Here is a 14,587-nt window from a genome sequence, read left to right as displayed (position 1 = left end):
AAGCCCGAACTGACAAAACCAGTTGACAGAATAATTGGATCCTTCCATAAATATTGGAACGATCCAAAAGATGATGATTGTGGGAGGAAGTGCGAATGCGGTGGGCCCTGATCGGAGCCAGCACAATTGCTCGTCAATACATGGTTGGAGCCATCCGCGCCCAGCATGGTGAGATTTCGCATGTGTTGAGCGCATCGGCTGAGCGCGCCCGGGCCTTCGCCGATGAGCACCGCATCCCGCGATCTGGAAACGATCTGAAAGAGCTTCTCTCAGACCTCCACATCGACGCGGTCTACATCTCGACGACCAACGAAAAGCATCTGCAGCAGGCCCTGGCCGCCGTGAAGGCTGGAAAGCATGTTCTCTGCGAGAAGCCTCTGGCGCTCACGCTGGATGATGCCAGTGCCATGGTGCGTGCAGCTCGGGAAGCCGGGCTCGTCTTTGCTACAAATCACCACCTGCGTTGCTCCGGAAGTCATCGTGCCGTCCGCGGACTTATTGCTTCAGGCCGCATCGGTCGCGTGCTGTCCCTGCGTTTACATCACGCCGTCTTCCTGCCGCCGCATCTTCAGGGGTGGCGGATCAATTCCCCGGATGCTGGTGGTGGTGTCATCCCGGACATCACCGTTCACGATGCCGATGTCGCCCGCTTCCTGCTCGGTGAGGATCCGATCTCGGTCGTGGCCCAGATGACAAGTTCCGGCCTGGGCGAGGGCGTCGAGGACTCGGCAATGTCCGTCTGGACCATGCCCTCAGGTGCCATGGTGATGAGCCATGAAAGCTTCACGCATCCCTTCGCCGGCTCGGGTCTGGAGGTGCATGGCACCGAAGGGTCGATCTTCGCCCGGGATGTCATGACGCAGAACCCGATCGGCTCTATCGAGCTGGTGACGTCGTCGGGTCGCGAGGTGATCGGCTTCGACCAGCATGATCTTTACGGGGAAAGCATTCGGCGCTTCCATGCCGCCGTGGCCGGCGAAGGCGAGCCGGCAGCGACCGGGCTCGATGGGGTCAAGTCTCTCGCGGTTGCTCTTGCCGTTCGTGAAGCCGCTGTGCGCGGCGTCCGGATCGACGTCAAATACGGAGATGTCCGTTGAGCAAGCTCGTCGCTCCTGCTGAAGCCGTCGCACGCATTCCCGACAGCGCGGTCGTCACGGTGTCCTCGTCGTCGGCGCTCGGTTGCCCGGATTTTGTCCTTTCGGCACTCGGCCAACGCTTCGATATCGAGGGCCATCCGCGCAATCTCACAATGCTGCATCCGATCGCTGCCGGCGATATGTATGGCGTGAAGGGCATCGACCACATCGCGAAAGATGGCCTCATCAGCCGAGTGCTTGCCGGCTCCTATCCGTCGGGTCCCTCGAGCCTGCCGATGCCCGAGATCTGGAAAATGGTCGTTGAAAACAGGGTCGAGGCCTATAACGTCCCCTCCGGCATCATGTTCGATATGCACCGCGAAGCGGCGGCACGGCGTCCAGGAGTGCTGACCCGCATTGGTCTCGACACCTTCGTCGATCCGATCCGCGAGGGCTGCGCCATGAATGAGAGCGCTTCGGTTCACCCCATCGTCAGCCGTGTCGAATTCGCCGGTGAAACCTGGCTGCACTTTCCCAATATCTATCCGGACGTCTGCATCTTGCGGGCGACAACCGCCGACGAGCGCGGCAATCTCACCTATGAGCACGAGGGCGCCTATCTCGGCGGCCTGGAGCAGGCGATCGCGACGCGCAACAATGGCGGTATTGTCATCGCCCAGGTGAGCCGCATGACGGCGACCGGCAGTCTCCGTCCGCATGACGTGCGCGTACCTGGCCATCTCGTCGATCTCGTCGTCCTTGATCCCGAGCAGAAACAGACCTGCGAGACACCCTACGACCCGGCGATCTCAGGGCAGATCATGCGGCCTTGGTCCAGTTTCAAGCTCGCCGACCACGGCGTCGAGAAGGTGATCGCCCGCCGTGCTGCGCTCGAGCTCAAAGCGGGCATGACCGCCAATCTCGGTTTCGGCATCAGCGCGCAGGTGCCGCGTATCCTGCTCGAGGAAGGGCATCCCGAGGCTGTGACCTGGGCAATCGAGCAGGGTGCCGTCGGTGGCATGCCGCTCACCGATTTCGCCTTCGGTTGTGCCTCGAACGCGGATGGTTACGTGCCGTCGCCGCAGCAGTTCATCTACTTCCAGGGCGGCGGCTTCGACGTTTCCTTCCTCTCCTTTTTGGAGGTGGACGTGGAAGGCAATGTCAACGTCTCGAAGCTCGGCAAAAAACCTTATCTGACGGCCGGCTGTGGTGGCTTTGTCGATATCACTGCGCATGCCAGGAAGATCGTCTTCTCAGGCTGGTTTGAAGCCGGTGCCACTGTTGAACTGACAGATGACGGGATCCATGTCCGCAATCCCGGCAAGTTCACGAAGATGGTCGACAAGGTCGAGCACGTCACCTTCTCCGGCCGCAGAGCCCGCGAACAGGGGCAGGACGTGCTTTACGTCACCGAGCGCTGCGTGATGCGCCTGACGGAGGGCGGGCTCGTAGCCACAGAAATCATGCCGGGCATCGAGCCCGAACGGGACATCGTCGCTGCCTCGCAGGGCCGGGTGAAGATAGCGCCGCACGCAAGCGTCATATCGACATCGCTCCTGTCGACAGAACCGATGGGCTGGACACCATGAGCGCCGTTCACCTCAAGATCGCTGAAGGGATCGCCGAGATACGGCTGGACAATCCGACCAAGCTCAACGCTTTCACTGTCGAAATGCTGGAGCAGTTGTCCGGCCATCTCGACCGGCTGGAGCGCATGCAGGACGTTCGCTGCGTCATCGTCACGGCAGAAGGCGAACGCGCCTTCTGCGCCGGGGCCGACATCAACGCCTGGGGCGACCTGACACCCGCGGAATTTGCCCGCCACTGGGTCCGCGATGGGCATCGCATCTTCGATCGTCTTTCGCGACTGTCGAAACCGGTCATCGCCGCCGTGTCAGGTCACGCTTTTGGCGGTGGCCTCGAACTCGCCGCCGCCTGCGATGTCAGGGTCATGGCACCATCGGCCACGCTCGCGCTTCCGGAAGCCCATGTCGGCATCGTACCGGGCTGGTCGGGCACACAACGTCTGGCGCGATTGCTGCCGGAACCGGTCCTGAAAGAAATGGCCCTCTTCGGACGCCGCATCTCCGCCGAGCGCGCCCATGCCTTCGGCTTCGCGGTCGAGGTTTCGGCCGACCCGGTCGAGACAGCTCGAAGCATGGCCCAGTCGGTTCTTGGCTTGTCACCGCGTGCAGTCGAAGTGGCCAAGTTCATGATCCATGCGGGCCGGGGAGAAGATCGCGACGCCATGATCGAGGCGCTCGGCAGTGCCGCAATTTCAGCGAGTGCCGATCGCGACGAAGGTGTCGCCGCCTTCAGGGCGAAACGCAAACCCGCATTCTCGGGAGAATGACATGAACGATATGACCATGACATCAGCCGTCTCGTATCCGCTGCCAAAGGCGCCCTTCGAAGGCCGCCACCTGATCGACGGGATCTGGCAGGGTAGCGCCGACGGCGCGACTTTCGACAGGATTTCGCCCTCGCATGGCGTTCTCGTCAGTCGCTCTGGAAGGGGTGGCGCGGCGGAGACCGAAGCCGCCATTGCGGCGGCAAGACGGGCCTTCAATGATGGCAAGTGGAGCCGAGCAACCGGCAAGGAGCGCTCGACGTTTCTCCTGAAAGTCGCCGATCTGATCGAGGCCAATGTCGAGCGCATGGCGCTCCTCGAAACGCTCGAAAGCGGCAAGCCGATCTCCCAGGCCCGCGGTGAAGTCTCCGGTGCCGCCGACCTCTGGCGTTATGCGGCAGCCCTTGCCCGCACCCTGCACGGCGACAGCCACAATTCGCTCGGTGAGGATATGCTGGCCGTTGTGCTGAAAGAGCCGATCGGCGTCGTCTCGATCATCACGCCGTGGAACTTCCCATTTTGGATCCTCAGCCAGAAGCTTCCATTTGCGCTCGCGGCCGGCTGCACCTGCGTGATCAAGCCGTCAGAAATGACGCCATCGACCACGGTGATGTTGGGTGAACTTCTCGTCGAGGCCGGGTTACCGGCAGGCGTCGTCAACATCGTCCTTGGTTTCGGCCAACCGGTCGGCGCGCTGATGGCAGAACATCCTCATGTCGACATGGTGAGCTTCACCGGCTCGACCGCGGTCGGCAAGGCGATCAGTGCGGTCGCCTCGAAGACACTGAAGAAGGTCGCACTCGAACTGGGTGGCAAGAACCCGCAGGTCGTCTTCCCGGATGCCGACCTCGATGCCGCTGCCGATGCCGTCACCTTCGGCGTCTATTTCAACGCCGGCGAATGCTGCAATTCCGGCAGCCGCATCATCGTGCACGAAGAGATCGCGGAAGCTTTGGTCGAAAAGGTCGTGGCGCTCTCCCGCAAAGTCGCCTTCGGTGATCCGCTCAATCCGGACACGCAGGTCGGCGCAATCATCTCGCATGCCCACCAGGAAAAGATCGCAGCCTATGTGCGTGATGCGGTGGCCGCAGGCGCCCGGCTCGCGCTCGGTGGTGAGGCCGTGCGTCACCCAGGACTGCCTGGGGACTTTTTCGCGCCGACCGTGGTGACCAACGTCACGTCTGACATGCCGATCGCCCGCGAGGAGGTCTTCGGCCCGGTGCTCGCCGTCCTGACCTTCAAGACGCTGTATGAGGCGGTGTCTCTCGTCAACGACGCGTCCTACGGCCTGTCCGCCGGCGTCTGGAGCGAGAATGTCCATACCTGCCTTGCCTTCGCACGCCGCGTGGAAGCCGGCACCGTCTGGACCAACACCTGGATGGACGGCTTCCCCGAGGTCGCTTTCGGCGGCTTCAAACAGAGCGGGCAGGGCCGCGAGAATGGCCGCTACGGCCTCGACGAATTCCTGGAGATCAAATCCGTCGTGATGCGCATCGGCCAGACAAGGCCGAACTGGGTGCGCGACTGACTTCCGGAACGATGAAAGCAACGCATCAAACAGGAGGAAAACATGCGTAGCCTTTTCAAGACAATGCTGATTACCGGTACCATGCTGGCGGGAACCGCCGGCCTTTCTCACGCCACCGACGTCGAGGTGCTCCATTGGTGGACCTCGGGTGGTGAGGCTGCAGCCCTGAATGTTCTGAAGGAGGATCTGAACACCAAGGGTATCGGCTGGGTCGACATGCCGGTCGCCGGTGGTGGCGGTGAAGCCGCCATGACCGCGCTCCGTGCCCGCGTTACGGCAGGCGATTCCCCGACGGCCGTTCAGATGCTCGGCTTCGACATTCTCGACTGGGCAGAGCAGGGTGCGCTCGGCAATCTCGACGAAGTCGCCGCTGCCGAAGGCTGGGACAAGGTCGTGCCGGAAGCGCTGCAGAAATTCTCGAAATATGACGGCCGCTGGATCGCAGCGCCCGTCAACGTCCACTCCACAAACTGGGTCTGGATCAACAAGGCAGCGCTGGATGCAGCCGGCGGCAAGGCGCCCGAGAGCTGGGACGAACTCGTCGCCATGCTCGACACGATGAAGGCGAACGGCATCACCCCGCTCGCCCATGGTGGGCAGCCGTGGCAGGACGCCACCGTTTTCGACGGCGTCGTTCTGTCCAAGGGCAACGACTTCTACAAGAAGGCCTTCATCGATCTCGACGAAGCCACGCTCAGTGGTCCCGACATGGCCGATGCATTCGACCGCCTGATCAAGCTGCGCAGCTATGCCGACGATAACTTCTCCGGTCGCGACTGGAACCTCGCCTCGGCGATGGTCATCGAAGGCAAGGCCGGCATGCAGATGATGGGTGACTGGGCCAAGGGTGAATTCCTGAAGGCCGGCCAGAAACCAGGCGAAGACTTCGTCTGCATCCGCTTCCCGGGGACACAGGGCTCGGTGACGTTCAACTCCGACCAGTTCGCGATGTTCAACGTCTCGGGCGATGACAACGTCAAGGCCCAGATGGCCATGGCCTCTGCCATCGAAAGCCCGAAGTTCCAGTCGGCCTTCAACGTCGTCAAGGGATCCGTCCCGGCCCGCACCGACGTGCCGGACACCGATTTCGACGATTGCGGCAAGAAGGGCATGAAGGATCTCGCCGAGGCAAGCTCAGCAGGTTCGCTCTTCGGCTCCATGGCGCACGGCCATGCTGCTCCGGCTGCCGTGAAGAATGCCGTCTATGACGTTGTCACAAAGGCTTTCAACGGCGGCTTCAAGGACGGCGCCGAAGCTGCCAAGTCTCTCGCTGAAGCGGTCGCCGCGGCAAAGTAACCTCCCGTCGCGGGCGACGCTCCTCGTCGCTCGCGATCCTTCCGACGCCGTCTGCAAGGTGAGAGGCGGCGTCGGTCTATCCATTCCGTACAGGGAGACCCCTCATGACAAGCTCGACCCGGGCTGACTTGCGCACGCGTGTCCAGGACTGGCTGCCGAAGATAGTTCTCGCACCGTCCTTCGCCGTCATTCTGTTGTTCGTCTACGGGTTCATCCTGTTCACGATCTTCCTGTCCTTCACCGGCTCGAAGATGCTGCCCCTCTACACCTTCGTCGGCTTCACCAACTACAGCCGGCTCTGGGCCCAGGAAAACTGGCATATCGCGATCAGCAACATCGCCATCTTCGCAAGCCTCTACATCGTCATCTGCACGGCACTCGGCCTGATGCTGGCGATCTTCCTCGACCAGAAGATCCGGGGCGAGGGGCTTCTGCGCCCTATCTATCTCTACCCGATGGCATTGTCCTTCATCGTCACCGGCACGGCCTGGAAGTGGTTCCTCGATCCCGGCATAGGGCTGGAGCGGATCATGCGGCTCTGGGGCTGGGAGAGCTTCTCCTTCACCTGGATCAAGGACAACGACATGGCGATCTACACCATCGTCATCGCGGCGGTTTGGCAGACCAGTGGTTTCGTCATGGCCATGTTCCTGGCGGGCTTGCGCGGCATCGACAACGAGATCCTGAAGGCCGCACAGATCGACGGTGCCTCGAGCTTCCAGCTCTACCGGCGGATCGTCATTCCGATGCTGCGCCCGGCTTTCCTCTCGGCCTTCGTTATCCTCAGCCACCTGGCGATCAAGTCCTATGACCTCGTCATCGCGCTGACCGGTGGTGGCCCAGGGCGCGCGACCGAGATGCCGGCGACCTTCATGTATTCCTACACCTTCACCCGCAACCAGATGGGCGTCGGCTCTGCCTCCGCCGTGATCATGTTGATGACCATCGCAGCCATCATGGTTCCCTATCTCTATGCCGAACTGAAGGAGAAGAACTGATGTCTGCCGTCAGCCAGGACACCGCCGTCAGGACCGGTCGCGTCACCCGCACCTTCATCTATTTGGTGCTTCTCATCTTCGCGCTCTTCTACCTGCTGCCACTCTATGTGATGGGCATCAACTCGCTGAAGCCGCTGCCGGAGATCACCGGCGGCAACATGATGGCACTGCCGCAGACCTGGACGCTGGATGCTTGGCGGTCTGCCTGGTCGACCGCCCAGATCGGCGTATCGCCAACCGGCCTGAAGCCGTATTTCCTCAACTCAATCCTGATGGTCGTGCCGGCCGTCGCTATCTCGACGATTCTCGGCGCCCTCAATGGCTATGTGCTTACCAAATGGCGCTTCCGCGGCGATACCATCATCTTCGGGCTGATGCTGTTTTCCTGCTTCATCCCGTTCCAGATCGTGCTGATCCCGATGGCGCTGGTGCTCGGCAAGCTCGGGCTCGCAGGTTCCGTTCCGGGGCTCGTCCTGGTGCATGTGGTCTACGGTATCGGGTTCACCACGCTCTACTACCGGAACTACTACGCGACCTTCCCGACCGAACTGGTCAAGGCAGCACAGATCGACGGCGCCGGCTTCTTCCGCATCTTCTGGCGCATCCTGCTGCCGGTCTCGGGCCCGATCACAGTCGTTTCTGTCATCTGGCAGTTTACCAATATCTGGAACGACTTCTTGTTCGGCGTGTCCTTCGGCGGCACCAGCCAGCCGATGACGGCGGCGCTGAACAACCTCGTTCAGTCCTCCACGGGCGTGAAGGAATACAACGTCCATTTCGCGGGCGCGATCATCGCCGCCCTTCCCACCCTTCTCGTTTACGTCGTCGCCGGGCGCTATTTCGTGCGCGGACTGATGGCCGGTTCAGTCAAAGGATAAGATCATGGGCTTTCTCGACATCCGGAACGTCACCAAGTCTTACGGACAGCTCGAAGTCCTGCATCGCGTGGACATCTCGGTGGAGGAGGGGGAATTCCTCGTGCTCGTCGGCCCGTCCGGCTGCGGCAAGTCGACCCTGCTCGGCATGATCGCGGGCCTGGAGGGCATCTCCTCGGGCGAGATCGCGATCAAGGACCGCGTCATCAATGGCGTCCACCCCTCGAAGCGCAACATCGCGATGGTCTTCCAGTCCTATGCGCTCTATCCGAACATGACCGTCGGCCAGAACATCACCTTCGGCCTCGAAATGCATGGCGTGCCGAAACCCGAGCGCGACAAGGCATTGCTCGACGTCGCCAAGCTGCTGCAGATCGATCACTTGACGGGCCGCAAGCCGGGCCAACTGTCCGGCGGCCAGCGCCAGCGTGTCGCCATGGGCCGTGCGCTGGTGCGTGATCCCGATGTCTTCCTCTTCGACGAGCCGCTGTCGAACCTCGACGCCAAGCTCCGCGTCGACATGCGCACCGAGATCAAGAAGCTGCATGCCAAGCTCAAGCGCACGATCGTCTATGTCACCCACGACCAGATCGAGGCGATGACGCTCTCGACCCGGATCGCGGTCATGAACAAGGGCTACATCCAGCAGCTCGGGACACCGAAGGAGATCTACGACACCCCGGCCAATGTCTTTGTCGCCACCTTCATGGGAAGTCCCGCGATGAACGTCGTACCGGCGCGCGTTGTCGTGACCAATGGCTTACCGCATGCCGAGGTCGGGCTGGGGGATGGTTCGAAGAGCCTGCTTGCCTTCAGCCAGCCGGGTCTCGCCGCCTGGGACGGTCGCGAAATTCTTCTCGGCATCCGGCCCGAGGCGATCACCGATCCTGAGGGGGCCGACCGCAAGTCGCAGAACATCGTCAGCCTGAAGAACCGTGTCGTCGTGACAGAACCTGCAGGCTCCGACACCTTCGTCACGATGGGCCTCGGCGGCAAGGACGTGATCGCGCGCATGAGGGCCGATGTCGACATCAAAGGCGGCGATGACTTCGAATTCGCGGTCAACATGGAAAAGGCCGTGGCCTTCGATCCCAAGACGGAAGAGCGCATCCGGCCATGAGCGACGCGGACGTCATCATAATCGGTTCGGGCATGGGGGGCGCGACGCTTGCCGCGCAACTCGCCCCGACGGGCAGACGCATCCTGATCATCGAGAAGGGCGAAAGGCTGCAGCCGTCCCCGGCGGACCGGGACGCGGAAGCCATTTTCGGCAAGGCGCATTTCCGACCGAAGGAGGAATGGCTGGACGGCGACGGGCAGCTCTTCAACCCCGGCAACTACTACAATGTCGGCGGCAATTCCAAATTCTACGGCGCAGTGCTGCTCCGCTATCGCCGCGAGGACTTCTCGCCGCTGCGCCATATGGGCGGAACGACGCCGGGCTGGCCGATGGCGTACGACAGCCTGGAACCTTGGTATCAGCAGGCAGAACACCTGTTCGAGGTCCGGGGAACGCTGGGCGAAGACCCGACCGAACCGCCGCATTCCGGACGCTACGACCACGCGCCCGTCCCTGACGAGTCTGCCATCGCCGATCTTCGCCGCCGCCTGAAATCCGTTGGGCTCCACCCGGCCTCCCTGCCGCTTGGTGTCGATGTCGACACATGGCTTGCCCATGGACGCACGACCTGGGACGCTTTTCCCGACACCTGCGGCGGCAAGAAGGATGCGGAGACGGTGAGCCTCGCCCAAGCGCTTCGCCATCCCAACGTCACGCTTGCACCGGGGTGTGAAGTCACGCGCCTGCTGGCGGGCGAGGGCGGTAAGATCACCGGTGTAGAAGTGTTGAACCAAGGCGAGAAACAGGTGCTGAGCGCACCGCTCGTGGTTCTGTCAGCCGGTGCCGTCAGGAGTGCCGCCATCTTGCTTTCATCGGCCGACGAGCACCATCCGCAGGGGCTGGCGAACCGCTCCGATCAGGTCGGCCGCAACTTCATGAACCACAATTGCTCGGCGGTGCTGGCGCTCCACCCGTTCAGGCGCAATCCGTCGGTCTATCAGAAGACCTTGCTGGTCAATGACTTCTACCTGACGGGCGGACCGAAGGGCGAACCGCTCGGCAATATCCAGCTGCTCGGCAAGATCACTGGCCCGATCCTCGCCGCAAGTTCGCCGCTGCCACGCCCGCTCGCCAATTGGATCGCGGATCGTTCGATAGATCTCTATGCTATGTCCGAGGATCTGCCCAATCCCGAAAGCCGCGTGCAGGTGAGGAACGGCCGGATCGTTCTCGACTGGAAGCGGTCGAACTGGGAGGCGCACCTCGCCCTCGTCGATAAGCTCAAGCGCCTTCTTCGCAAAGCCGGTTACCCGGTCGTCCTGTCGCGCGCCTTTGATCGCCGCACGCCTTCGCATCAGTGCGGCACGGCCCGGATGGGGGCGGACCCGATGACGAGCGTTGTCGACAGCTTCGGCCGCAGCCACGATCATCGCAATCTCTTCATTGTCGACGCGTCGATCCTGCCGACTTCGGCGGCCGTCAATCCAGCACTCACCATCGCCGCACTGGCGCTGAGGTCGGGCAAACACATCATCGAAACGGAGTTCACCCAGTGAGCAAGGTCGCACTCATCACCGGAGGCCAGCAGGGCATCGGACTCGGCATCGCCCGCGAGCTCGTGAGCGCCGGTTACAAGGTCGCGCTGGCGTCCCGGTCCGACGAGGACACGCCTCAGGTGGTCTCGGCGTTGAAGGAACTGGGGGAGGCCGCCGTCTATGTCCGCCATGATCTTGAGGATATCGACAATGTTGCGGTGGCCCTCGATCGGGTCGAGGCACAGTTAGGCTCTGTCACCACCTTCGTGTCCAATGCCGGCGTGCCGGCCAAGGTGCGCGGCGACATGCTTTCGCTGACACCCGACAGCTTCGACTTCGTGCTCGGCGTCAATCTGCGCGGCGCCTTCTTCCTCGCGCAGGAGGTTGCGCGGCGCATGCTGGCAACCCCGTCAGACACCTATCGTTCGATCGTCTTCGTGACCTCAGTCAGCGCCAGCATGGCCTCGATCGAGCGGGCGGAATACTGCATCTCAAAGGCGGGTGCCGGCATGATGGCGGAGCTCTTTACCCTTCGGCTTGCGCCACACGGCATTGGCGTATTCGAACTGAGGCCCGGCATCATCGAGACCGAGATGACGGCTGGCGTGAAGGACAAATACACGGCGCGGATCGAGGGCGGCCTCGTTCCGGCCCAGCGCTGGGGCCAGCCGGCCGATATCGGCAGCGTGGTCGTGCCGCTTGCGGAAGGGCGTTTTGCGTTCGCCAATGGTGCGGTGATCCCGGTCGACGGCGGGCTTTCGCTGGCTCGGCTCTAGGAGAATAGAATGCGGCAAGGTTTCGATTTCATCATAGTCGGCGGCGGTTCGGCGGGCTCGGTGCTCGCGGCGCGCCTGTCGGAAAATCCCGAATTCAATGTGCTTCTGCTGGAAGCCGGTGGCCGCGATTGGCATCCCTTCTACCATCTGCCGGCGGGATTTGCGAAGATGACCAAGGGCATCGGCAGCTGGGGATGGAGCACCGTGCCGCAGCGGCACATGAACAACATGGTGATCCGCTACACCCAGGCGAAGGTCATCGGCGGTGGGTCCAGCATCAATGCGCAGATCTACACGCGCGGCAATGCGCTCGACTATGACGACTGGCGCCAGATGGGTTGCGAAGGCTGGTCCTACGAGGATGTGCTGCCTTACTTCCGCAAGGCCGAAGACAATGACAGCTTCGACGACCGCTATCATGGCAAAGGCGGTCCGCTCGGGGTGAGCAAACCTTCGGCGCCGCTACCGATCTGCGAAGCCTATTTCAAGGCCGCAGGCGAACTCGGCATCCCCTTCAACGGTGACATGACGGGCGAGAAGCAGGACGGCGTCGGGTACTATCAGCTGACCCAGCGCAATGTCCGCCGCTCCTCGGCCTCGATCGCTTATCTCAATCCCGCCCGCAAACGCCCAAACCTCACTGTTCGCACCGATGCGCAGGTGCTGAAGCTGGTGGTCGAAAATGGACGCGCGGTCGGCGTCGAACTCGCGGGCGAAGGCGTGGTCCGGGCGGAGCGGGAGGTACTCCTGTCCTCCGGGGCGATCGGAAGCCCGCGCCTCCTGATGCTCTCGGGCATCGGGCCTGCCGATCATCTGGCCTCTGTCGGCCTGCCCGTCGTCCTGGACCAGCCTGGCGTCGGCTCCAATCTGCAGGACCATCTCGATCTCTTCGTCATCGCCGAATGCACGGGGCCGCATACCTATGACCGCTATGCCAAGCCCCATCTCTCTGTGCTGGCCGGCCTGCAATACCTGCTGACCAAGACCGGCCCGGTTGCCTCCAGCCTGTTTGAGACCGGAGGCTTCTGGTATGCCGATCCGGAAGCCCGGTCGCCGGATATCCAGTTCCATCTCGGCCTCGGCTCCGGTATCGAGGCCGGCGTGGCCGCCATGGCGAATGGCGGCGTCACGTTGAACTCCGCCTATCTCAGGCCGCGCTCAAGAGGCACCGTCCGGCTTGGCTCGGCTGACCCGCTCGCAGCTCCCCTGATCGACCCCAACTACTGGGCCGATCCGCACGACCGCGAGATGTCGATCCGTGGCCTGAAGATGGCGAGAGACATTATGCGCCAGGACGCCTTGAAGCCCTATGTCCAAGCCGAGCGTCTGCCGGGCCCGGAGGTCCAGAGAGAGCAGGACTATTTCAACTATGCCTGCCGCCATTCGAAGACCGATCACCATCCCGCTGGCACCTGCCGCATGGGCTCGGATCCCGAGGCCGTCGTTGATCCGCGACTGCGCTTCAACGGCATAGAAGGTCTGCGCATTATCGACGCCTCGATCATGCCGACCGTGGTCTCGTCCAACACCAACGCGCCGACCATCATGATCGCCGAAAAGGCAGCCGACATGATCAAGGCCGATCACGGAGTAGCGTCATGATCCGCCACATCGTGCTCGTTCGTTTCCAGCCGACGGTTTTGCCCGCCGTTATCGGCGACCTCTTTGCCGAACTGCATCAGATCGAAGGCAAGGTGCCGGGTTTGCTATCGATCACCTCGGGCCGCAGCGAAAGCCCGGAGCGCATCGAGCGCGGCTATCTGCACGGCTTCGTCGCCGATTTCGCCGACTGGGCCGCGCTCGAAGCCTATCAGCTCCATCCGGATCACAAGCGCTTCGGCGCGCGTCTGGTTGCGCATGCCGAGGGCGGACTCGACGGCATCCTCGTCTTCGACCTGCCCGTTCAAACTCAGGGATCTCCAACATGATTGCCTTGCCCACCGCCGATGGCCGCATCGAGGACTATCGCCTCACCGGAACGCCGCTCACACCGCGCGCACCCACCCGCCCGCTGACCCGCACCGCCTTTGCCGCCGCCCATGTCGTCTCGGACCCGTTGCGCGAACGAAATCCCTGGGACACGCGACCCGCCGTCGACTGGGATGGCACGCTCGCCTTCCGGACCTCGCTCTGGGATCAGGGACTCGGTCTCGCCGAAGCCATGGACACGGCCCAGCGTGGCATGGGCGTCGACTGGCCGACGGCACTCGAACTCATCCAGCGCACGATGGCGGCGGCTAAGGCCCATCCGATGAAGCCGCGCGTCGCCTGCGGGGCCGGTACCGACCATGTGGCCCTTGCCGACCTCACCACCGCCGACAAGATCACAGCGGCCTATCAGATGCAGGTCGAAGCCATCGAGGCCGCCGGCGGGCAACTGATCCTGATGGCCTCGCGCGCCTTTCCCGCAATGGGCGCCGGCTATGACGTCTACCGATCCGTCTATCGTCGGTTGATTGACGGCGCGCGCGAGCCTGTCATCCTGCACTGGCTGGGCGACATGTTCGATCCGGCACTGAAGGGTTATTGGGGCAGCGAGAACGTCGCCGAAGCCAGCGACTTTGTCCTCGGCCTGATCGGCGAGAACCCCGGCAAGGTCGACGGCATCAAGATCTCGCTGCTCGACCAGGCGCATGAAGAGGCATTTCGTGCTCGTCTGCCGGAGGGTGTGCGTCTCTACACGGGAGACGACTTCAACTATGCCGACCTGATTGCCGGCGATGGCAAGCAGTATTCCCATGCGCTTCTCGGCATCTTCGCCGCCATCGCCCCGGCAGCGTCGCAGGCACTCGATGCCTTGGCTGCCGGTGACCTCGCAACCTACCACCGTCTGCTCGCTCCGACCGTGCCGCTCAGCCGGGAAATCTTCCGCGCGCCAACCCGCTTCTACAAGGCCGGCATTGCCTTCCTCGCTTGGTTGAATGGCCACCAGCGTCACTTCATCATGCCGGCAGGCTTTCAGTCGAGCCGCGACATCGTCCACTATGCGGAGGTCTTCCGACTGGCCGATCAGGCAAATCTGCTTGCCGATCCGGAGCTTGCCGTGAGAAGGATGCGGGTCTTGGCTGAGCTGAACGGGATAGACTGACAGGT

General features: G+C 62.7%; 13 protein-coding genes. All 13 read left to right on the top strand.

Annotated features, from left to right (window positions below):
• The first annotated feature begins 95 nt into the window (after positions 1–95).
• The 13 genes from E9677_RS02175 (at position 96) to E9677_RS02115 (ending at position 14,582) form a co-directional block, all read left to right on the top strand.
• The gene (locus E9677_RS02175) at positions 96–1,097 is read left to right on the top strand and encodes a Gfo/Idh/MocA family protein (protein WP_205910089.1); all 1,002 of its coding nucleotides are present in this window, start codon (positions 96–98) and stop codon (positions 1,095–1,097) included.
• Entirely contained in the window at positions 1,094–2,665 is a 1,572-nt protein-coding gene (locus E9677_RS02170; RefSeq protein WP_136556452.1) for an acyl CoA:acetate/3-ketoacid CoA transferase, read from the top strand. Before E9677_RS02175 ends, E9677_RS02170 begins: the two co-directional genes overlap by 4 nt.
• The gene (locus E9677_RS02165) at positions 2,662–3,429 is read left to right on the top strand and encodes an enoyl-CoA hydratase/isomerase family protein (protein ID WP_136556451.1); all 768 of its coding nucleotides are present in this window, start codon (positions 2,662–2,664) and stop codon (positions 3,427–3,429) included. Before E9677_RS02170 ends, E9677_RS02165 begins: the two co-directional genes overlap by 4 nt.
• Before the next feature lie 10 nt (positions 3,430–3,439).
• Complete coding sequence (locus tag E9677_RS02160) at positions 3,440–4,954, top strand: aldehyde dehydrogenase family protein (protein WP_235882862.1); 1,515 nt, start codon at positions 3,440–3,442, stop codon at positions 4,952–4,954.
• A gap of 42 nt (positions 4,955–4,996) precedes the next feature.
• Positions 4,997–6,250 carry an ABC transporter substrate-binding protein gene (locus E9677_RS02155; protein ID WP_136556449.1) on the top strand — a complete coding sequence of 418 codons (1,254 nt, stop codon included), beginning with the start codon at positions 4,997–4,999 and terminating at the stop codon, positions 6,248–6,250.
• A 104-nt stretch (positions 6,251–6,354) separates the two neighbouring features.
• Positions 6,355–7,248, top strand: coding sequence for a carbohydrate ABC transporter permease (locus tag E9677_RS02150; RefSeq protein ID WP_136556448.1), 894 nt, complete (start codon positions 6,355–6,357; stop codon positions 7,246–7,248).
• Entirely contained in the window at positions 7,248–8,126 is an 879-nt protein-coding gene (locus E9677_RS02145) for a carbohydrate ABC transporter permease (RefSeq protein WP_136556447.1), read from the top strand. Before E9677_RS02150 ends, E9677_RS02145 begins: the two co-directional genes overlap by 1 nt.
• Positions 8,127–8,130: 4 nt before the next feature.
• Entirely contained in the window at positions 8,131–9,243 is a 1,113-nt protein-coding gene (locus E9677_RS02140; protein WP_136556446.1) for an ABC transporter ATP-binding protein, read from the top strand.
• Complete coding sequence (locus E9677_RS02135) at positions 9,240–10,739, top strand: GMC family oxidoreductase (RefSeq protein ID WP_136556445.1); 1,500 nt, start codon at positions 9,240–9,242, stop codon at positions 10,737–10,739. The genes E9677_RS02140 and E9677_RS02135 overlap by 4 nt, the downstream gene beginning before the upstream one ends.
• Positions 10,736–11,494, top strand: coding sequence for a 3-ketoacyl-ACP reductase (locus tag E9677_RS02130; protein WP_136556444.1), 759 nt, complete (start codon positions 10,736–10,738; stop codon positions 11,492–11,494). Before E9677_RS02135 ends, E9677_RS02130 begins: the two co-directional genes overlap by 4 nt.
• A gap of 9 nt (positions 11,495–11,503) precedes the next feature.
• Complete coding sequence (locus E9677_RS02125; protein ID WP_136556443.1) at positions 11,504–13,096, top strand: GMC family oxidoreductase; 1,593 nt, start codon at positions 11,504–11,506, stop codon at positions 13,094–13,096.
• Positions 13,093–13,422, top strand: coding sequence for a Dabb family protein (locus E9677_RS02120; protein WP_136556442.1), 330 nt, complete (start codon positions 13,093–13,095; stop codon positions 13,420–13,422). The genes E9677_RS02125 and E9677_RS02120 overlap by 4 nt, the downstream gene beginning before the upstream one ends.
• Positions 13,419–14,582 (top strand): dihydrodipicolinate synthase family protein, encoded by a 1,164-nt coding sequence (locus E9677_RS02115; protein ID WP_136556441.1) that lies wholly within the window; start codon positions 13,419–13,421, stop codon positions 14,580–14,582. Before E9677_RS02120 ends, E9677_RS02115 begins: the two co-directional genes overlap by 4 nt.
• The last annotated feature ends 5 nt before the right edge of the window (positions 14,583–14,587 follow it).

It is taken from the genome of Peteryoungia rhizophila (genome assembly GCF_004912145.1).
In the GTDB taxonomy this organism is placed as follows: Bacteria; Pseudomonadota; Alphaproteobacteria; order Rhizobiales; family Rhizobiaceae; genus Allorhizobium; species Allorhizobium rhizophilum.
Note: the sequence above shows the minus strand (reverse complement) of the source record. Positions and strands in the feature narration are given on the sequence as shown.